General features: G+C 70.5%; 17 protein-coding genes. 10 read left to right on the forward strand and 7 right to left on the reverse strand.

All coding sequences use genetic code 11. From position 1 onward, the window contains the following. Window positions 1-92 precede the first annotated feature (92 nt). Together M1P99_RS18425 and M1P99_RS18430 are read left to right on the forward strand one after the other, a co-directional pair. Window positions 93-1,298 (forward strand): IS110 family transposase, encoded by a 1,206-nt coding sequence (locus M1P99_RS18425; protein ID WP_304453212.1) that lies wholly within the window; start codon window positions 93-95, stop codon window positions 1,296-1,298. Between the two features lie 177 nt (window positions 1,299-1,475). Further along, on the forward strand, window positions 1,476-2,411 hold the full coding sequence (locus tag M1P99_RS18430; RefSeq protein WP_304453840.1) for a helix-turn-helix domain-containing protein: 936 nt from the start codon (window positions 1,476-1,478) through the stop codon (window positions 2,409-2,411). A 28-nt stretch (window positions 2,412-2,439) separates the two neighbouring features. On the opposite strand, the gene M1P99_RS18435 is transcribed toward M1P99_RS18430, so the two are convergent. Next, window positions 2,440-2,811 carry a cupin domain-containing protein gene (locus M1P99_RS18435; protein ID WP_304453841.1) on the reverse strand — a complete coding sequence of 124 codons (372 nt, stop codon included), beginning with the start codon at window positions 2,809-2,811 and terminating at the stop codon, window positions 2,440-2,442. A gap of 270 nt (window positions 2,812-3,081) precedes the next feature. On the opposite strand from M1P99_RS18435, the gene hrpA reads away from it, so the two are divergent. Continuing rightward, on the forward strand, window positions 3,082-7,023 hold the full coding sequence (gene hrpA, locus M1P99_RS18440) for an ATP-dependent RNA helicase HrpA (protein WP_304453842.1): 3,942 nt from the start codon (window positions 3,082-3,084) through the stop codon (window positions 7,021-7,023). 137 nt (window positions 7,024-7,160) lie between these two features. Here the strand turns inward: hrpA and M1P99_RS18445 are convergent, their stop codons facing one another. Beyond that, window positions 7,161-7,361 carry a hypothetical protein gene (locus M1P99_RS18445; RefSeq protein WP_304453843.1) on the reverse strand — a complete coding sequence of 67 codons (201 nt, stop codon included), beginning with the start codon at window positions 7,359-7,361 and terminating at the stop codon, window positions 7,161-7,163. A gap of 293 nt (window positions 7,362-7,654) precedes the next feature. Between M1P99_RS18445 and M1P99_RS18450 the strand changes: the two genes are divergently transcribed. From M1P99_RS18450 to M1P99_RS18470, 5 genes are all read left to right on the forward strand, one after another. Then, complete coding sequence (locus M1P99_RS18450; RefSeq protein ID WP_304453844.1) at window positions 7,655-8,752, forward strand: lactonase family protein; 1,098 nt, start codon at window positions 7,655-7,657, stop codon at window positions 8,750-8,752. A gap of 130 nt (window positions 8,753-8,882) precedes the next feature. After that, window positions 8,883-9,518, forward strand: a complete 636-nt coding sequence (locus tag M1P99_RS18455; protein ID WP_304453845.1) for a biotin transporter BioY — start codon at window positions 8,883-8,885, stop codon at window positions 9,516-9,518. Beyond that, window positions 9,518-10,219, forward strand: coding sequence for an energy-coupling factor ABC transporter ATP-binding protein (locus M1P99_RS18460; protein WP_304453846.1), 702 nt, complete (start codon window positions 9,518-9,520; stop codon window positions 10,217-10,219). Before M1P99_RS18455 ends, M1P99_RS18460 begins: the two co-directional genes overlap by 1 nt. Next, complete coding sequence (locus M1P99_RS18465) at window positions 10,216-10,824, forward strand: energy-coupling factor transporter transmembrane protein EcfT (RefSeq protein ID WP_304453847.1); 609 nt, start codon at window positions 10,216-10,218, stop codon at window positions 10,822-10,824. The genes M1P99_RS18460 and M1P99_RS18465 overlap by 4 nt, the downstream gene beginning before the upstream one ends. A 223-nt stretch (window positions 10,825-11,047) precedes the next feature. Further along, window positions 11,048-11,929: a serine hydrolase gene (locus M1P99_RS18470; protein WP_304455746.1), complete on the forward strand. Its 882-nt coding sequence runs from the start codon at window positions 11,048-11,050 to the stop codon at window positions 11,927-11,929. A 142-nt stretch (window positions 11,930-12,071) separates the two neighbouring features. Here M1P99_RS18470 and fabG read toward each other — a convergent pair whose 3' ends face one another. After that, window positions 12,072-12,830, reverse strand: a complete 759-nt coding sequence (fabG, locus tag M1P99_RS18475; protein WP_304453848.1) for a 3-oxoacyl-ACP reductase FabG — start codon at window positions 12,828-12,830, stop codon at window positions 12,072-12,074. 301 nt (window positions 12,831-13,131) lie between these two features. Here fabG and M1P99_RS18480 point away from each other — a divergent pair, with 301 nt between their 5' ends. Together M1P99_RS18480 and M1P99_RS18485 are read left to right on the forward strand one after the other, a co-directional pair. After that, window positions 13,132-13,629, forward strand: a complete 498-nt coding sequence (locus M1P99_RS18480) for an ATP-binding protein (protein WP_304453849.1) — start codon at window positions 13,132-13,134, stop codon at window positions 13,627-13,629. A gap of 263 nt (window positions 13,630-13,892) precedes the next feature. Further along, window positions 13,893-14,735: a helix-turn-helix transcriptional regulator gene (locus tag M1P99_RS18485; RefSeq protein ID WP_304453850.1), complete on the forward strand. Its 843-nt coding sequence runs from the start codon at window positions 13,893-13,895 to the stop codon at window positions 14,733-14,735. A gap of 512 nt (window positions 14,736-15,247) precedes the next feature. Here the strand turns inward: M1P99_RS18485 and M1P99_RS18490 are convergent. The 4 genes from M1P99_RS18490 to M1P99_RS18505 all read right to left on the reverse strand — a co-directional run bounded on the left by M1P99_RS18490 (window position 15,248) and on the right by M1P99_RS18505 (window position 18,989). Next, window positions 15,248-15,481, reverse strand: coding sequence for a DUF397 domain-containing protein (locus tag M1P99_RS18490; protein ID WP_304453851.1), 234 nt, complete (start codon window positions 15,479-15,481; stop codon window positions 15,248-15,250). A gap of 323 nt (window positions 15,482-15,804) precedes the next feature. After that, on the reverse strand, window positions 15,805-16,866 hold the full coding sequence (locus M1P99_RS18495) for a metal ABC transporter solute-binding protein, Zn/Mn family (protein WP_304453852.1): 1,062 nt from the start codon (window positions 16,864-16,866) through the stop codon (window positions 15,805-15,807). A 91-nt stretch (window positions 16,867-16,957) separates the two neighbouring features. Further along, window positions 16,958-17,629, reverse strand: coding sequence for a TrkA family potassium uptake protein (locus M1P99_RS18500; RefSeq protein ID WP_053614947.1), 672 nt, complete (start codon window positions 17,627-17,629; stop codon window positions 16,958-16,960). A gap of 19 nt (window positions 17,630-17,648) precedes the next feature. After that, window positions 17,649-18,989 carry a TrkH family potassium uptake protein gene (locus tag M1P99_RS18505; RefSeq protein WP_304455747.1) on the reverse strand — a complete coding sequence of 447 codons (1,341 nt, stop codon included), beginning with the start codon at window positions 18,987-18,989 and terminating at the stop codon, window positions 17,649-17,651. Window positions 18,990-19,006: the final 17 nt, after the last annotated feature.

Consider the following 19,006-nt stretch of genomic DNA (forward strand, 5'->3'; position numbering starts at 1 on the left):
TCTGATTGAGATCTGCGATGTAGTCGCTGTTTAGGGACCTGGTGGCGGGGCTGTCCACGGGGACCACCAACAGCGAGGAGCGGGCAGAACCCATGAACACCGGTCAACTCGTGTGGGTCGGCATCGACGCTGGGAAGACCAACCACCACGCCACAGCGGTCAACACCACTGGTGAGGTGCTGTGGTCCAAGCAGGTCCGCAACGACCAGGCCGCCATCGAGGCCCTCATCACCAAGGCCACCGCCGCCGGCGTCCAGGCTCGCTGGGCGGTGGACCTGACCAACAGCTACGCCGCTCTGCTCCTGGCCGTGCTCGGAGCCGCCGACCAGACAGTGGTCTACGTCCCCGGCCGCATGGTCAACACCATGACCACCACCTTCGGCGAGTCCAAGACCGACGCCAAGGACGCCCTGGTCATCGCCCAGACCGCCCGCATGCGCCCGGACCTGGCCACGGTCACCACCCCGCCGGAACAGGTGGCCGAGCTGGCCCGGCTCACCGCCCACCGGGCGGACCTGGCCGCGGACTGGGTACGCGGCGTCAACCGGCTCCGCGACCTGCTCGGGTCGGTCTTCCCCGGCCTGGAACGCGCCTTGGACTACACCCAGCGGTCCCCGCTGATCCTGCTCACCGGCTTCGCCACCCCCGCCGAAGTCCGCGACGCGGGCGAGGACGGGCTCCTCGCCCACCTGCGCGAGCACGGCGCGCACCGGCCCAGCCTGGCCAAGATCACCGCCGCCGCGCTGGAGGCCGCCCAGGCCCAGACCATCGTGCTGCCCGGTGAAGCGAGCACCGCCGCGCTCGTCAAGCGCCTGGCCGCCAAACTGCTGGAGCTGGACCACGAGCGCAAGGACCTGGACAAGACCATCACCGGCGTGTTCCGCTCCAACCCCCAAGCCGGGATCATCGAGTCCCTGCCCGGGATGGGGCCGATCCTGGGGGCGGAGTTCATCACAGTCACCGGCGGCGACCTGGCCGCGTTTGCCCACTCGGGTCGCCTGGCTTCTTATGCCGGGCTGGCACCGGTCAGCAAGGACTCGGGCCGGGTGAGTGGGAACCTCAGACGCCCTAAGCGCTACAACCGCAGGCTGCGCAGGGTGTTCTACATGGCGGCGCTGTCCTCGATCAAGGCCGACGGCCCATCGCGGACCTTCTACCGGAAGAAACGCGGTGAGCGGATGCTGCACAAACAAGCGCTGCTCGCCCTGGCGCGCAGGCTCGTGAACGTGTTGTGGGCGCTGCTGCGCGACGGTCGCCTTTTCGAGCGCAGCACACCGGTCAGGCCTGTGGCGGCTTGACACGGTCATTGAGATTCTCCTCGGCGGGGCTGCGGACTCCCGGCCGGAACCGGCCGGGACGTCTACGACACTGCCAGGGGCCGGCCCGGTCACCCAGACCCCTGCGCCGCATAGGACCGGTGTGCCTACGACCAGTGGGGTCAGGCTCGTGGGCGTAGGACGGGGAATACTGGGTGCATGGATCACGAACCGGGCCCACCGAGCACGACGGGACACCACGACGCGGAGGCGGTCCTGCGCCGGCGCGCCGAACTCGGCGAGTTCCTGCGCACGCGACGGGCCAGACTCACGCCAGAGGACGTCGGCGTGCCGCGACTGGGCCGCTACCGCCGGGTCCCCGGCCTGCGGCGCGAGGAACTGGCCCAGGTCGCGGGTGTGTCGGTCGCCTACTACACCCGGCTGGAGCAGGGCCACGGCCGCAACGTGTCCGCGGAGGTGCTGGACTCCATCGCCCGGGCCCTGCGGCTCACCGACGCCGAGCACGCCCACCTGACGCACCTGGCCAAGCCCAAGCGGAACCGGCGCAAGCCGCCGGTGCGCTCGCAGCGGGTGCGGCCCGCCCTCAGACAACTGCTCGACGCGCTGGAGGGAGTCCCGGCCTACGTGGTGGGACGGCGCTCGGACGTCCTGGCCTGGAACCGGATGGCGGCGTCGCTGTTCGGGGACTGGGGCCGGATCCCGGCCAGGGAGCGCAACTGGGCGCGCATCGTCTTCCTGCACCCGGAGTCCCGCGACCTGTTCGTCGAGTGGGATGCCAAGGCGGCCGACATCGTCAGCTTCCTGCGCCTGGAGGCGGGGTGCCACGCCGACGACCCGGAGTTGGCGGCGCTCGTGGGCGAGCTGTCGGTGCACAGCGAGGAGTTCCGGCGCCTGTGGGCCGAGCACGACGTCAAGGAGAAGGGGCACGGCGTCAAACGGCTCCAGCACCCGCTGGTGGGGGAGCTGACCCTGTCCTTCGAGACCCTCACCCTGCCCGACGACGCCGGCCAGCACCTGGTCACCTACCACGCGGAGCCCGGCTCACCCTCCGCCGACGCCCTGCGCCTGCTGGGCAGCTGGGGCACGGACGCGGCCCACCTGGACACGTCCGGGGCCCGACCCGAGAGCGGTTAGCCCCGAGGGCGCCGCCGCCCCGAGGACGTCACGGGCGGGGCAGGGCGATGTGGTACGCCTTGCGCAGGGTCTCGTGCACGGTCCAGGTGGTCCGGTCGCCCTCGCGCAGCACACAGGCGTCCCCGGGCCCGACCTCCAGCACGGGGCCGCCCTCCACCTCGATGGTCGCCCGGCCGGTCACCACCACGAACAACTCGTCGGCCTCGGTGTCGGTGACGACGCCGGGCGTGATCTGCCACAGGCCGCGGAGCTGCGTGCCGTCGGCCGACTCCCACAGCACCCGGCCGGTCACCACCGGATCGCCGGAGACGATCTGGGCGGGGTCCAGCGGCTCCGGCTCCAGGTCGGCGTCGGGCACGTGCAGGGCGAAGGGGGCGGGGGGCTGTTCGATCGTCGTCATGGGCGCCACTCTGCCAGCGAATCCCCGGTTCGGCGGGCGCCAGGGTGTCAGGAGATCGGGCGTGGGCTTGACCCTCTGTCACGGCGCCCCAGTACGGTGGGGCGGATACCCGCCCCGGGGCGGTGCGCCGCCGCGCCGCCCCGGGCGCGGAACAACCCCCCTCCCCGAAGCGTTGGCACCCAGGGCGGCCGACACCGGCACGCGCCCCGACCACGCACCGCCCGAGCCGGGTGAAAAACCGGTTGCCGACCCTCATAACCTTGAGAACTGATGAGCACCACCACGCCCGCGCCCGGCGCGGACACACTCCGTTCCCGGCTCCGCGACCTCATGCCGTCGGACCGGCACCGGCTCCGTCGCCGTATCGACGGTCTGGCGAAGATCCGCGACGAGCGGCGGCGCGCCTCCGTCACCGACCAGATCGCCCGCGACATCGACGAGGCGGTCCTGCGCGTGGACGTGCGCCGGGAGTCGGTGCCCGAGCTCAGCTACCCCGAGGCGCTCCCCGTCAGCGCCCGGCGCGAGGACATCGCGGCGGCCATCCGCGACCACCAGGTCGTGATCGTCGCCGGTGAGACCGGGTCGGGCAAGACCACACAGCTGCCCAAGATCTGCCTCGAACTCGGGCGCGGCGTCATGGGCACCATCGGCCACACGCAGCCGCGCCGCCTGGCCGCGCGCACGGTCGCCGAGCGCATCGCCGACGAGATCGGCACCCCGCTCGGCGAGACCGTCGGCTACAAGGTGCGCTTCACCGACTCCTCCAGCGGGAGCACACTGGTCAAGCTGATGACCGACGGCATCCTGCTGGCGGAGATCCAGCACGACCGCATGCTGCGCGCCTACGACACGCTCATCATCGACGAGGCGCACGAGCGCAGCCTCAACATCGACTTCCTGCTCGGCTACCTCAAGCAGCTGCTGCCCAAGCGCCCCGACCTCAAGGTCATCATCACCTCGGCGACCATCGACCCCGAGCGCTTCTCCCAGCACTTCGACGACGCCCCCATCGTCGAGGTCTCCGGACGAACGTTCCCCGTCGAGGTCCGCTACCGGCCCATCTACGACGAGATCCTCGACCCCGACGACCAGGGGCCGAGCAAGGACCGCGACCAGACGCAGGCGATCCTGGACGCGGTGGAGGAGCTGGGCCGCGAGGCGCCCGGCGACGTGCTGGTCTTCCTCAGCGGAGAGCGCGAGATCCGCGACACCGCCGAGGCGCTGGAGAAGAAGAAACTCCGCGGCACCGAGGTGCTGCCGCTCTACGCCCGCCTGTCGGTCGCCGAACAGAAACGCGTGTGGTCCTCGCACTCCGGCCGCCGCGTCGTGCTCGCCACCAACGTCGCCGAGACCTCCCTGACGGTGCCCGGCATCAAGTACGTCATCGACCCCGGCACCGCGCGCATCTCCCGCTACAGCCATCGCACCAAGGTCCAGCGGCTGCCCATCGAGGCCGTCTCCCAGGCCTCGGCCAACCAGCGCAAGGGCCGTTGCGGCCGCGTGTCGGAAGGCATCTGCATCCGGCTGTACTCCGAAGAGGACTTCCTGTCCCGCCCCGAGTACACCGACCCCGAGATCCTGCGCACCAACCTGGCCTCGGTCATCCTCCAGATGGCCGCCCTGGGCCTGGGCGACGTCGCCGCCTTCCCGTTCGTGGACGGGCCCGACCACCGCCAGATCAAGGACGGCGTCAACCTGCTCACCGAGCTGGGCGCCCTGCACCCGGACCCCTCCGGGGCCAAACGACGCCTCACCCCCAGGGGGCGCACCCTGGCCCAGCTGCCCATCGACCCCCGGCTGGGCCGCATGGTGCTGGAGGCACAGGAGCGCGACTGCCTGGGCGAGGTCCTGGTCATCACCTCCGCGCTGTCCATCCAGGACCCGCGCGAGCGCCCCTCCGACAAGCAGCAGCAGGCCCAGGCCATGCACGCCCGCTTCGCGGACAAGGAATCGGACTTCCTGGCCTTCCTCAACCTCTGGAACCACCTGCGCGACAAGCAGAAGGAGCTGTCGGGCAACCAGTTCCGCAGGATGTGCCGGGACGAGTTCCTCAACTACCTGCGTGTGCGCGAGTGGCAGGACATCCACGGCCAGCTCCGCCAGGTGCTGCGCACCATGAACGTCGAGGTACCGGCCCCGCGGGAGGCCGCGGCCGACCCCGCCGAGGTGCACAAGTCGCTGCTGGCCGGACTGCTGTCCCACGTGGGCCTGAAGGATCCCGACAAGCACGAGTACCTGGGCGGGCGGGGCGCGCGCTTCGCGATCTTCCCGGGGTCGTCGCTGTTCAAGAAGCAGCCCCGCTTCGTCATGGCCGCCGAGTTGGTGGAGACCTCCAAGCTGTGGGGCCGCATGGTCGGCCGGATCGAGCCCGAGTGGGCCGAGGAGCTGGCCGGGGACATCGTCAAGCGCAGCTACAGCGAACCGCACTGGGAGCGCAAGCGCGGGGCCGTCATGGCCTTCGAGCGCGTCACCCTGTACGGGGTGCCGATCGTCGTGCAGCGCAAGGTGCAGTACGGGCGCATCGACCCGGCGCTCTCCCGCGAACTGTTCATCCGGCGCGCCCTCGTGGAGGGCGACTGGGAGACGCGCCACCACTTCTTCCACGACAACCGCAAGCTCCTGGAGGAGGTCGAGGACCTCGAACACCGGGCCCGCCGCCGCGACATCGTCGTGGACGACGAGGCGCTGTTCGACTTCTACGACCGCCGTGTCCCGGAGTCGGCCGTCTCGGCCGCGCACTTCGACTCGTGGTGGAAGAAGGCCCGGCGCGAGGACCCGACGCTGCTCGACTTCACCCGCGAGGAGCTGATCAACGACGGCGTCGACACCGTCAGCGAGGACGACTACCCCGACGTGTGGCGCCAGGGCGAGTTCGTCTTCCCGCTCAGCTACCAGTTCGAGCCGGGCAGCGACTCCGACGGCGTCACCGCCCGCGTCCCGGTCAAGTACCTCAACCAGGTGGAGAACACCGGGTTCGACTGGCAGATCCCCGGCCTGCGCGACGAACTGATCACCGCGATGATCCGTTCCCTGCCCAAGCCGCTGCGGCGCAACTTCGTACCCGTCCCCGACAACGCCGTTCGTGCGCGCGGCGGCCTGACTCCCTACTCGGGACGGCTCGCGGAGGCGCTGGCCGCCGAACTCACCCAGATGGCGGGCGAGCGGATCAGCGCCGCCGACTTCCAACTGGACCGGGTGCCCGACCACCTGCGGATCACCTTCCGGGCCGTGGACGACCGGGGCCGGACCCTGGCCGAGTCCAAGGACCTGGAGCAGTTGCGCGCCAAGCTCAAGCCGCGCCTGCGCGAGGCGATCTCCGCCGAGGCCAAGGGCGTGGAGCGCAAGGGCATCACCTCCTGGGACTTCGGTCCCCTGGAGCAGACGCTCGAACGCAAGGCGCTGGGCCCCGGGGTCAAGGGCTACCCGGCGCTGGTCGACGAGGGCGACAGCGTCGCGGTGCGCATCTTCGACACCCGTCCCGAGCAGCGCGCCGCCATGTGGGCGGGCACGCGCCGGCTGCTCCTGCTCACCGTGCCCTCCCCGGCGCTCGCGGTCAGCAAGGGGCTCAACAACCCGGACAAGCTCGCCCTGGCCGACAACCCGCACGGGTCGGTCAAGAAGATGCTCGCCGACGCCGAGACCGCCGCGGTGGACCACCTGCTGGCCCGCGAGGGCGGACCGGTGTGGAACGCCGAGGACTTCGCCAAGCTCGCCGACCGCGTCCGCGCCGACCTCGGCGACACCCTCGCCGACGTCCTGGACAAGGTGGCCCGGGTCCTCGTGCTGTGGCGCAAGGTCTCCAAGAAGGTCAAGGGAACCACGTCCCTGGCGGTCCTGCCCTCGCTGAACGACGTGCAGGGCCAGCTCGGCGACCTGGTGGGCGACGGGTTCGCCACCGCCGCCGGACCGGGCCGCCTGGACGACGTGCACCGGTACCTGCGCGGGATCGAGTACCGGTTGACCAAGCTGCCGGAGAACCCGCGCCGGGACCAGGTCAACATGGCCAAGGTCGAGCAGATGCGCCAGGCCGTGCGCAAGGTCGTGGGTTCCCTGCCTGCGGGCCGGGCCGCCGCCCCCGACGTGGCGGAGCTGCGCTGGATGCTGGAGGAGTACCGGGTCAGCCTGTTCGCCCAGGAGCTGAGGACGGCCTACCCGGTCTCGGACAAGCGCATCATGAAGGCCCTGGAAGCCGTCAAGGCCGCCGGGAAGTAGCCTGCGGACGGCGCCGCCCGGGCCGCCCCCGGCGGCGCCGTCACACGGTCTTCACAGCCGTCGGCGTCCGTGCTCGGCCGAACCCGGTTCCTCGACCGGTCGGACTGGGAGGAGACTGTCCCTTTCCGGCTCGAGGACTACGTGTGACCCGCTAAGCGATCGAGATCAAGTCCTCGGCTGAGAAGGAGCTTCGCGAGCTCGACGGGCCGTTGCGTGAACGCATCATCGAGGCTCTCGCGAACCTGATAGGCGGCCGAGACCAGGACCAGACCACGGTCGGTCAACGCATCGGCCAGCTCGGCCGCCATTCGGCCCGGGTCGATTGGTTCAGCTGTCATTCTCGCGTCTCCTCGGAGCACAGACCATGACACTCTCCGCCGCGAGTTTCGATGCCCTGGTGGAGCATGCGGACGGGCTGGCTCCATCAGAGCCCGATCGCCAGTCTGGGTGAAATCGCCGCCGTGTGATCGCGCGGTTCATGAGCCCAGATGCTGTCCAGCCTGGCGTTCGAGGAGGCGTGGGGCACGGAGACCGACTGCTCATGCCGCCTTTTCGACACTGGCGAGCCCGACAGGACAGGCCAGGCGGTAGCATGCCGCTGGTGGTGTAGACCACTTTCGGTACATGCGCGATGAGAACGAGGTTCCCGGTGGGCGACTCGGTGCACGGACGACGGCTTCTGCTGGTGGGCACCTACACCCCCGACTCCGAGCCGCCCGGCGGAGGGCAGGGTGTCCACCGGGTCTGGTTCGACCCCATGACCGGGGAGATGGCGGACGGGGGCGTGGCCGCGCCCACCCCGGGCCCCTCGTTCCTGGCCTACCGCGCGGACCCGCCCACGGTGTACGCGGTCAACGAGCGCGAGAAGGGCACGGTCACCGCCTGGCGGATCGACGCCGAGGCCGGGCTCACCGAGCTGGGGCAGGCCCCCACCGGCGGCGCCTCGCCCTGCCACGCGCTGGCCGCGGACACCGCGCTGACGGTCACCAACTACGCCAACGGGGTGGTGGCCGTGTTCGCCCTCGCCGACGACGGGGCCCTTCCCGCCGAGGCGGCGCACTTCGCGCACACCGGTTCCGGCCCGGTCACCGACCGCCAGGAGGGCCCGCACGCCCACAGCGCCGTCGCGGTCGATCCGCTCCACGTGCTCGTGGCCGACCTGGGCACCGACGAGCTGCGCGTGATCCGGGGCGGCGAACAGACCGGCACCATCGTGCTGCCCCCGGGCACCGGCCCCCGGCACGCGGCGGTGGCGGGGGAGTACGTCTACGTGGCGGGTGAGCTGGACTCGCGCGTGCACGTCCTGCGCTGGGACGGCGACACCGGCACCGCCGAGTACCTCGGCTCCGAGCACGCCACCGGTGAGCGGGCGGCGGGCGTGAACTTCCCCGGTGAGATCCTCATCCACCGCGACCGCGTGTACGTCTCCAACCGCGGCGCGGACACCGTCTCCACGCTGGCGGTCCGCGACGGCGGAGCGCGCCTGGAGCACCTGGCGAACACCCCGGCCGCGGGCGCGTGGCCGCGCAACTTCACCGTCGTGCGCGGACACCGCGACGAACCCGACCACCTGGTGGTCGCCGCCCAGAACGGCGACTCCCTGGCCGCCCTGCTCATCGACCCGAAGACCGGCGTGCCCTCCGACACCGGTCACCGTCTGGCGGTCCCCACCCCCGTGTGCGTGCTCCCGGTCCCCATCACCCGCATCCGCCGCGCCGCACGCGCGTGACCTGGGGCGGGAGCGATTCCTACAAGCTTCGGGTGCCGGGATCTGTCACCCCTGGACTCCCGCTGAGAGGTCGGCATAACGGACAATGGGGGCGATCATCTCCCAAGAGCTCCCCGGAGGGGACACACGTATGCCCGCCTTCGCGTCGACATCGGTCCAGTACAAGGGCCTGACCGCCCGCGACCTCGCGCTCATCGCCGTCTTCGCGGCGCTGATCGCCGCACTGAGCGTCACGGTCGCCATTCCGATCCCGTTCTCCCCGGTCCCGATCACGCTCCAGACCCTCGGCGTCATGCTCGCGCCCAGCCTTCTGGGCTGGAAGCGCGGCACCCTCGCCGTCGCGGCCTTCCTCGCTCTGGGCCTGGCCGGGCTCCCGCTGTTCGCGGGCGGCCGCGGCGGCGTCGCCGTCCTGGCCGGGCCCTCCGCCGGGTTCATCGTCAGCTGGATCTTCGCCGCCCTGGTCATCGGCTACCTCACCGACCGGATGGTCCGCCGTAGGAACTACAACTTCTGGGCCGGGCTGGGCATCAACGTGCTCGGCGGCATCGTGGTGATCTACGCGATCGGCGTCCCGTGGCTGGCCGCGGCCCTCGGCGACGGTGTCCTCGCCGCCGCATACTCCATGGCCGTCTACCTGCCCGGCGACCTGGTCAAGGCCGTGCTGGCGGCTGCCATCGCCGCCACGGTCGCCCGCGCCTACCCCGTTCCGCCGGCCGGGCGCCCCGTCATCGTCGGTCCCGCCGCGGAACGGACCGAGGACGCCTGATGCTCCGACTGGAGGGTGTCTCCCACTCCTACGACGGCCGCGCGGTCCTGCGCGACGTCACCCTCGACCTCGCCGAGCACCGCATCGGCGTGATCGGGGCCAACGGATCGGGCAAGTCCACGCTCGCCCGCACCCTCAACGGCCTCGTCGTCCCCGACGAGGGCCGGGTCACCCTGGGGGAGTGGGACACCCGGCGCCACGCCCGGCGGATCCGCCGCCGGGTGGGGTTCGTCTTCTCCGACGCCGCGAACCAGATCATCATGCCCACGGTCGCCGAGGACGTGGAGATCGGGCTGCGCCGGCTCCGGCTCGGCCGCGAGGAGACCGCTCGCCGGGTCGACGCCCTGCTGGAGAGGTTCGGACTCGACGGCCACCGCGACCACCCCGGGCACCTGCTCTCCGGCGGGCAGAAGCAGCTGCTGGCCCTGGCCTCGGTGATGGCGACCGAACCGGAGATCCTGGTGTGCGACGAGCCCACCACCCTGCTCGACCTGCGCAACACGCGCATGGTCCACCGCACCCTCACCGGACTCGACCAGCAGCTCATCCTGTTCACGCACGACCTCGACCTGCTGGCCGACTTCGACCGGGTGCTGGTCGTCGACGACGGCCGGGTGGTGTTCGACGGCCCTGCCGACGCCGCCGTGTCGGCCTACACGGACGGCCTGCTCGACGACGAGCGGGACGGAGCCGACCGGTGACGGGCCTGTACGTGCCCGGCACCGGGCCGCTCTACCGCCTGACCGCCGGGACCAAACTGCTCGCGCTCCTGGCCGTGAGCGTCGTGATCATCGTCGTGGGCGACGCGCGGGTCTCCGTCGGCGCCCTGGCCGCGGCCCTGGCCCTGTACCCCCTGAGCGGGCTGGGCGTGCGCCGCGCCTGGCACGTGCTCCGGGTGCTGTGGCCGTTCCTGCTGGCCATCGCCGTGTTCCAGACCCTGTTCGGCGACTGGCCGACGGCCGTGCGACTGGTCGCCCAACTGGCCGCACTGGTCCTGCTCGCCAACGTCGTCACGCTCACCACGCGGGTGCGGGAGATGCTCGACCTGTTCGAGCGTGCCGCCCGGCCCCTGCGCCGCGTCGGCGCCGATCCGGACCGGGTGGCGCTGGTGCTGGCGCTGACCATCCGCTCCATCCCGATGGTCGCCGCGGCCTGGCGGGCGGCCCGTGAGGGCTACGTCGCGCGCGGCCTGTCCGGACGGCCCCATCTGCTCGTGGTACCGGTGATCGTGCAGCTGCTGCGGATGGCCGAGGCGACGGGTGAGGCGCTCGTCGCCCGGGGGATCGACGAGCCCGACCGATCCTGAACGGCCGTGTGTGACGCGGGAACGGTGTTCTGAACACGCATGATGTGCGGTTAGTACCGATTCAGTATCGGATATGTTCGCCGGTCCGTATTCGGGTGAATAATCGCAGGCACACACCCTCCCCTCGCCGTGTGAACGAATCGGTGATCACGTGCCCTGGCGCATTCCCGGCGCTCATCGAGTCAGGCCCCTGGCCGTGGCGGCCGCCGCGCTCGCCGCCGTCATGGTGTTGACCGTGTCGGGTGCGGGATCGGCCTCGGCCGGCGCCCCACAGCCGGACCCGCGCCACCTGGCCGGCCTGCTGTCCGGGCGCGCGTTCACCCTGGTCCCCTTCGCCCCCGCCACGGCCCCGGCCACGGGCGGCTCACCCCTCACCTCCGAGGAGCGTGCCGACCTCACCGCGCGGATCGAGGCCCTCGCCGCCTCCACCGGGACCGACGTCGGCGTCGCCGTCCAGGACCTGCGCACCGGTGCCGCCTACAGCTACGGCGGACACGAACCGGTCTACACCGCCAGCGTCGTCAAGCTCACCCTGGTGGCCATGCTCCTGGCGCGGGTGGAGGAGGAGGGGCGCGAGCTCACTCCCGGAGAGCGCGCCCAGGCCGAGGCGATGATCCGCTACAGCGACAACCACGTCACCGACGCCTTCTACCAGAGCAACGGGTTCACCGACGGCTTCGTGGCCGGAACCCGGACCTTCGGGCTGCGCGGCACCGAGCCCAACCCCGTCGGCGTGTGGGGGGCCACCGTCACCACCGCCGCCGACCAGCTCCGCCTGCTGCGCGCCCTGTACACCGAGGACAGCCCGCTGTCGGAGGAGGACCGCGCCTTCGTGCTGGGCCTGATGGAGCGGGTCGCCCCCGAACAGGTCTGGGGCGTGTCCGCCGCGGCCGGGCCCGAGGACACCGTGGGTCTGAAAAACGGCTGGACGCCGCGCGAGTCCAACGGCGGGCGGTGGAACGTCAACAGCGTCGGCTTCGTGGCCGGTCCCGAACGCGAGTACCTGGTGGCCGTCCTCACCGACGGCAACAGCGACTACGTCAGCGGCGTCGGCCTCGTCGAGGAACTCGTCACCCTCGTCACCGGTGAGCTCGGGGATGCTTGACGCCGGGGGCTCGGGGGCTCGGGGGCTCGGGGGCTCGGGGGCTCGGGGGCGCCTGAGCGCGGGGCCTTCGTCGCCGCGTCGACGCGCGCGTGCCCCGCCCGGACGGCCCGGGCGGGGCACGGCGTGTTCGAGAACGTGCCCTCTAGTCGAGCGGACCGCCGGCCACGTAGATGACCTGGCCGGAGACGAAACCGGCGTCCTCACCGGTCAGGAAGGCGACCGTGTTGGCGACGTCGGCCGGGACGCCCGCGCGGCGCACGGGGATCTCCTTGGCCTTGAACTCCTTCATGGCGTCGAAGTCGATCCCGATACGCTCGGCGGTCGCCCGCGTCATGTCGGTCTCGATGAACCCCGGGGCCACGGCGTTGCAGGTCACGCCGAACTTGCCGAGCTCGATCGCCAGGGTCTTGGTGAAGCCCTGCAGACCGGCCTTGGCCGCGGAGTAGTTCGCCTGGCCGCGGTTGCCCAGAGCGGAGGAGCTGGACAGGTTGACGATGCGTCCCCAGCTGTTCTCGGTCATGTGCGCCTGGGCGGCCTTGCTCATGAGGAAGGAGCCCCGCAGGTGCACGTTCATCACGGTGTCCCAGTCGTCCGGGGACATCTTGAACAGCAGGTTGTCGCGCAGGACGCCCGCGTTGTTGACCAGGATGGCGGGCGGGCCGAGCCGCTCGGCGACGGTCGCGACGGCCGCGGTCACCTGGTCGGCGTCGGAGACGTCACAGCCCACCGCGACGGCCTTGCCGCCGTCGGCCGTGATGCGGTCCACGACCTCCTGGGCGTCGGACTCCTTCAGGTCCAGTACGGCGACGGCCCGGCCCTCACGCGCCAGGCGCTCGGCGGTGGCGGCGCCGATACCGCGGGCCGCTCCGGTCACGATCGCCACACGAGGCGTTGGGGACATGTGAAACCTCCAGTAAGTCACGTGGTGGGCGCGTGCGAATCCTATCCGCATGCCTACCGGTCGGTACGCGTCCGGGGGTGCCCTAACAACTCCACCTGGTGGCCCGGTTCGGCATTCCCACCTGGGATTCGGCCAACCTGCCGTTTCGGTATCGCGGTTTGCCTGCACATGGGCCGGAGGTGTCCTACGATTACCGAACAGAACCAAGATGCACGTGCATTCGATCCGTGCAGCAGCACACGCCCGCGGCGGCCGCGCCGCGCCGGAGACGGCCACGTCGCATCAGTGAGGAGTGGATGGCATGGAGTGTGCGGAGGCGGTGGCGGAGCCGACCGGGGGATGGTGGCTCAAGGTCCTGACGCACGGTTCCCGCCGCTGGAACACACCGGTCTGCGGCGACCGCCATGACGCGGTGACGTGGGGGCTGGAGGCCCAGGCCCACGCAGTGGGGGCCGCACGCGAGATTTCGGAGGCCCTTCTCCGTGAATGGGACATGGAGTACTTGGCCGGGGATGTCGCGCTGGTCGTTTCCGAATTGGTCACCAATGCCGTACGCCACGGCGGCCCACTGGCCTTGACCAGGCGTAGGGCCGAGGGTATTCAGCTGTCCCTGATGCGCAGCGGGCGCGAATTCATCTGTGCCGTCCGTGACGGTGGAGATCGCCTGCCGAGCAGAAGGGAGCCGGATCCGGCGGTCGAGGGGGGACGGGGACTTGCCCTGGTGAGCGCTTTCGCGCGAGAGTGGGGTGTGATTCCCACACCGCCGGGCGGAAAGTTCGTTTGGGCGCAATTCGTGTGATCCGGGTCCGTCGCCGCCGGCGTCGTCCCGGAGCCGCGTACCGATGACCGATGGAGGGGTCCGAGGTCGGTCGTCCGGCTTGCCGCATCGCACCTCCGGAGCGGTGGCGGGAGGGGACAATGCGTCCAACGAGTACATGTAGTGTCGTGACCGCACGGCAGGGGGATCCGGCGGTTCCGGATACTCTTGTGGGCAATGACAGAGAGGCGGCGAACGTGGATATCGCTCGATTGCGCAAGGGGAGTGGCCCCACCGTGCGTCGCATGCTGCTTGGGCACGAGCTACGGAAGTACCGCGAACAGCGCGGCATCACACGCGAGGACGCGGGGAACCGGATTCGGGCGTCGGCGTCGAAGATCAGCCGGATGGAACTGGGCCGGGTCGGATTCAAGCTGCGCGATATCGAGGACCTCCTCAAGATGTACGGGGTCACCGACCGCGCGGTGATCAAGCAATTCCTGGAAGTGGCCCGCGAATCCAACAAGCCCGGGTGGTGGAAGGAGTACGGGGACTCCCTCCACAAGTGGCTCGTGCGGTACGTGGGCTTCGAGGAGGCCGCCGACCACATCCGCATCTACGAGTCGCAGTTCGTTCCGGGCCTGCTCCAGACCGAGGAGTACGCGCGGGAGATCATCTCCGGCGGTGTCGAGACGGACCTGGTCACCGAGCAGCGGATCGACGCCAGACTGCAGAGACAGAAACGTCTGGACCGCGACCACGAGATGCGCATGTGGGTGATCCTCGACGAGGCGGCCGTGCGCCGCCCCATCGGTGGCAAGGCCCGCGGCCGGGAGATCATGCGCGGCCAGATCCGGCGGCTCATCGAGTTCTGCCGCGACTACGACAACATCACGCTCCAGATCATCCCCTTCGAGGTGGGCGCGCACGCGGCGGAGGCGGGTTCCTTCACCCTGCTGCGCTACTCGGAGTTCGAGCTGGCTGACCTGCTCTACCTGGAACAGCTCACCGACGGCGAGATCGTGGACCGGCGCAGTGTGGTGGAGGCCTACACCAAGGCGATGACCAGGCTGAGCGTCGCCGCGGCCACACCGGACGAGACGCTGGAGATGCTCGAGGACATGCTGGAGGACCTGGAGAAGGACTGACATCCGTCGCCCTGGGAGGGCGGAGACGGATGTGACACAGGGTACGGGCTCGCCATGGCGGGCCCTTCGTGTTCCTCGGGCCGTGGCGGAGGGCTCCCCGTTCGGGGCGGAGCCCTCCGTCGCCGTGTCCGAACCGTCCGGCGAGCCGGGCTCGTGCCTGTCCCAGCGCCCGTGGGGGCCTCCCGGGAGCCGGCACGGAGCACGCCCCCGCCGTGTGCTCCGGATCGGTCGCCGTGGGCGCGGTCGCCGATACGACGCGGCGTGCGGCGCCGGGGTCGCCGGAGGGCCCGTCGTTCCTGCTGCGCTCCCGGCCCGGTACCGGTCGGGTGCGGCCGTGCCCGAGGGTGGTAGCCCACCCGCTGCGCTCAGCGCCCCCGTGGGCGATGGTGGGCGACGGTCGGGCGGGGTCGCGCCGTAGGTGTCGGTTGAGGGTGGTAGCCCACCCGCTGCGCTCAGCGCCCCCGTGGGCGATGGTGGGCGACGGGTGGGCGGGGCGACGCAACGGACACGGCTCAGCTGATCAGGTTGTCGAAGTCGCCGTCCTTCGCACCGTGGATCAGGCAGTCGATCTCTTCCTGCGTGTAGACGAGCGCGGGACCCGAGGGGAAACGGGAGTTCCGTACCGCGATGGAACCGTCGGCCAGACGGGCCATCTCGACGCAGGCGCCCTGGGAGTTGCTGCGCTTGGCCTTCTGCCAGGCAGCGCCGGTGAGCTCGGTGGCGCTGATGCCGTTGTGTGCGGTCATGGTCCTGCTCCTTCGCATGCGTGGGGAACGTGCGTGCCGATGCACTGCCAAATGCACGTGCATAAGCACCGGCACGTTCACAAGCTTAGCGTGACCAACACCACCTGTCCTTGACTTTGGGTTGATGTAAGCACGGTGTAACCCGATGGGCGTCTGGCGGTGACACTGCTTCTGTGGGCGTCGCGTCGCGAACGTCCGCCTTGCCGGGCCCAGCGCACGGGCCCGTACACACACGAAGCCCCACCGATCCGAACGGATCGGTGGGGCGTGCAAGGTGTGGAACCAGTGGTGCCGTGGGGCGGGTGGGACCCGCCCGGCATGGGTCAGGAGCACTCCAGGGCGGTGGTCAGAGCCGCCAGGTTGCCGCGCATGATCGAGGGGTAGTCGTCGCCGGGAGAATCCTCGGTGACTCCCTCCAGGGGGTCGAGCACCGCGACCTCGGCGCCGGACTCGGCGGCGATGGTGTCGGCGGTCGCGTCCGGCATCAGGGGTTCGGTGAAGACCGTGGTGATGCCGCGCTCCTCGACGGTGTCGGAGATCGCCGCGATCTGCGAGGGCGAGGGCTCGCTGTCGGGGTCGACCCCGCTGACCCCGATCTGCTCCAGCCCGTAGGCGTCGGTCAGGTACGAGAACGCGGTGTGCCCGACGACCACCTCGTCGTGGGCGCAGGAGGCCAGGCCGTCGTCGTACTCCTGGCCGATCGCCGCCAGTTCGGCGGTCACGGCCTCGGCGTTCTCCTCGTAGGTGGCGGCACCGTCGGGATCGACCTCGGCCATGCGCTCGGCGAGCGCGGTGGCGGTCTGGGACATCAGGTCGACGTCGAGCCAGAAGTGGGGGTCGAACTCGCCGTGGTCGTGCCCGTCGCCCTCCTCTCCGTGTGCGGCCTCGTCCCCGTGGGAGTCCTCCTCGTGGTGGTCCTCCTCCTCGTGGCCGTGGTCCTCCTCCTCGTGGTGGGCCTCGTCCTCGTGGCCGTGGTCCTCCTCGTCCTCGTGCGCCTCCTCCTCGGGGTTCGCGGGGCGCAGTTCGACGATGTCGGCGACGTCGAGGGAGGCGTCGGCGGCCTCCTGCTCCACGGCCTCGTCCACCGCGGGCTGGAGGCCGGAGACGGAGAGGGCGATGTCGGCCTCGCTCACCTGGCCGACCTGGCGGCCGGTGAGCTCCAGTTCGTGGGGTTCGACGCCCGGTTCGGTGAGCTGGACGACGGCGGCGCGGTCTCCGCCGACCTCCGTGGCCAACCACTCCAGGGGGTAGACGCCCGTCACCACGGTCAGGGCGGCGTCGGCGGGTTCGGCGCCGGACGACTCCTGCCCGCCGCCGGCGCACGCCGCCAGTGTCATCATGGCGGCGCCGATGGCGGCCGCACGCAAGGTTGTCCCAGTTCGCATGGGTCCATCATCGGGAAAATGAAAATGGTTGTCAATTTGTCCGCATTCGCGCGGCTCCCGTCGGCTCCGCGTCGGCACGGACCGGCGGCCTTCAGTTGGACTCGGCGAAGCGCTCCACGTCCTCGGTGCGGCCCGCGACCACGATCAGGTCGCCCTTGTGCAGCACGGTCTCCTCGGTCGCGTAGGTGAACTGCTCGTTCAACCGCTTGACCGACACCACCGTGATGCCGTACTTGTGCCGGACCCGGGTCTCGCGCAGGGACTTGCCGAGCAGTTCCCGGGGCGCCTTGGTCTTGCCCAGGGAGAACCCCTCCTCCAGCTCCACGTAGTCCAACATCCGCCCCGACACCAGGTGGGCCACGCGCTCACCCATGTCGTGCTCGGGCAGGACCACGTGGTGGGCGCCGACCTGTTCCAGGATCCGGCCGTGGCGGCGGCTGACGGCCTTGGCCCAGATGTCGGGCACGCCCAGGTCGACCAGTTGCGAGGTCGCCAGGATGCTCTCCTCCAGGTGCGTGCCGATCGCGACCACGGCGTGGCTGAACTGCGCCGCGCCGATCTGGCGGAGCGCCTCGTCGTCGGTGGCGTCGGCGATGACCGTGTGGGTCAGGGCGTCGGAGAACATCTGGACCAGCCGGGGGCTGGAGTCCATGCCCAGGACCTCCCAGCCGTGGTTGACCAGTTCCAGGGACATGGAGCTGCCGAACCGGCCCAGCCCGATCACCAGGATGCGCTTGTCGGACACCTTCTTGCTGTGCGGCACGTGGCCTCTCCTCGTACTCTCAGCCGATCATCGGCCGCGCTTCGGCGAAATCGTAGCGGCGCTTGCGCTCCCTGAACGCCAGTGCCGTCACGAACGTGATGGGGCCCATCCGGCCGGCCATCATCAGGACCGCGATCAGGGCCTGTGCCCAGGGGGCCAGCTCGGGGGTGATGCCCGTGGACAGTCCGACCACACCCACCGCTGAGACGACCTCGAAGAGGGTCTCCATGAATCCGAACGGTGTGGCCTGCAGGAAGAACACGGTCGTGACGGCGACCACGGTCATCGACAGGAAGGTCAGGCTCAGCGACTGCCGGATCACGTCGGGCGCCAGCCTGCGGGAGAACACGTGCACCCGGGCGTGCGCCCGCACCTCGGACCACACCACCAGGAACAGCACGGCGAGGGTGGCGACCTTGATGCCCCCCGCGGTCCCGGCGCTGCCGTTGCCGACGAACATCATCATGATCGTGAGCAGCAGGGTGGAGTCGTTCATCTCCCCGGTGTCGGTGGCGTTGAAGCCGCCGCTGCGCGGCATGACGCCGTGGAAGACCCCGTCGGTGATCCGCGCCCACCAGTGCAGCCCGCCGAGCGTGTCCGGGTTGTTCCACTCCATGAGGATGATCAGGACCGCCGAGACGGCGAAGAGGAGCCCACTGGTGATGAGCGTGAGCTTGGTGTGCAGGCTCCAGTGCTCGGGCAGGCGCCAGTGGTGGCGCAACTCGATGAGCACGGGGAACCCGATGCCGCCCAGGATGACGGCCATGGCCACGGTGAACAGGATGATCCCGTCGCCGGAGAAGCGGGTCATGCTGTCGTCGTAGAGCGACAGTCCGGCGTTGTTGAACGCGGAGATGGAGTGGAACAGGCCGGAGTAGGCCGCCTCCCCGAGCGGAATGCCGTGACCCAGCCACATGCGCGGTGTGATGATCACGAACACCAGCGACTCCAGCACCAGGCACACCTTGACGACGCGGGTCACGATCCCGCCGACGTCGCCCACCGCGAGCGCGCGGTTCTCCGCCTGCACGTTCAGTGTCATGCGCAGGCTGAACCGCTGCACGACGGCGACGCCCAGCAGCGAGGCCAGGGTCATGATGCCGAGCCCGCCGGCCTGGATGAGGGCCATGACGACGATGTGTCCGAAGGTCGTCAGGTCGCCGCCGATGGAGATGACCGACAGCCCGCACACGGCCAGCGAGGTGGTCGCGGTGAAGAAGGCCTCGACGAAGGTCAGCCGTCCCTCGCCGGTGGACGCGGCCGGGGTCATGAGCAGGAGCGTGCCCAGCGCGTCGACGGCGACGAACATGACGAGGAAGGCACGCGCGGGCTTGTCCCACGCGGACCGGGGCCGGACCATCGCCTCCTGGTGGCGCC

The organism is Nocardiopsis sp. YSL2 (assembly GCF_030555055.1).
Classification (GTDB): Bacteria; Actinomycetota; Actinomycetes; order Streptosporangiales; family Streptosporangiaceae; genus Nocardiopsis.

Coding starts and splice junctions, on each gene's coding strand:
- M1P99_RS18425 (WP_304453212.1), top strand. CDS start 93: ATGAACACCGGTCAACTCGTGTGGGTCGGCATCGACGCTGGGAAGACC.
- M1P99_RS18430 (WP_304453840.1), top strand. CDS start 1,476: ATGGATCACGAACCGGGCCCACCGAGCACGACGGGACACCACGACGCG.
- M1P99_RS18445 (WP_304453843.1), bottom strand. CDS start 7,361: ATGACAGCTGAACCAATCGACCCGGGCCGAATGGCGGCCGAGCTGGCC.
- M1P99_RS18435 (WP_304453841.1), bottom strand. CDS start 2,811: ATGACGACGATCGAACAGCCCCCCGCCCCCTTCGCCCTGCACGTGCCC.
- M1P99_RS18495 (WP_304453852.1), bottom strand. CDS start 16,866: ATGCGAACTGGGACAACCTTGCGTGCGGCCGCCATCGGCGCCGCCATG.
- M1P99_RS18485 (WP_304453850.1), top strand. CDS start 13,893: ATGCTGCTTGGGCACGAGCTACGGAAGTACCGCGAACAGCGCGGCATC.
- M1P99_RS18460 (WP_304453846.1), top strand. CDS start 9,518: ATGCTCCGACTGGAGGGTGTCTCCCACTCCTACGACGGCCGCGCGGTC.
- M1P99_RS18480 (WP_304453849.1), top strand. CDS start 13,132: ATGGAGTGTGCGGAGGCGGTGGCGGAGCCGACCGGGGGATGGTGGCTC.
- M1P99_RS18470 (WP_304455746.1), top strand. CDS start 11,048: ATGGTGTTGACCGTGTCGGGTGCGGGATCGGCCTCGGCCGGCGCCCCA.
- hrpA (WP_304453842.1), top strand. CDS start 3,082: ATGAGCACCACCACGCCCGCGCCCGGCGCGGACACACTCCGTTCCCGG.
- M1P99_RS18450 (WP_304453844.1), top strand. CDS start 7,655: ATGAGAACGAGGTTCCCGGTGGGCGACTCGGTGCACGGACGACGGCTT.
- M1P99_RS18505 (WP_304455747.1), bottom strand. CDS start 18,989: ATGGTCCGGCCCCGGTCCGCGTGGGACAAGCCCGCGCGTGCCTTCCTC.
- M1P99_RS18455 (WP_304453845.1), top strand. CDS start 8,883: ATGCCCGCCTTCGCGTCGACATCGGTCCAGTACAAGGGCCTGACCGCC.
- fabG (WP_304453848.1), bottom strand. CDS start 12,830: ATGTCCCCAACGCCTCGTGTGGCGATCGTGACCGGAGCGGCCCGCGGT.
- M1P99_RS18490 (WP_304453851.1), bottom strand. CDS start 15,481: ATGACCGCACACAACGGCATCAGCGCCACCGAGCTCACCGGCGCTGCC.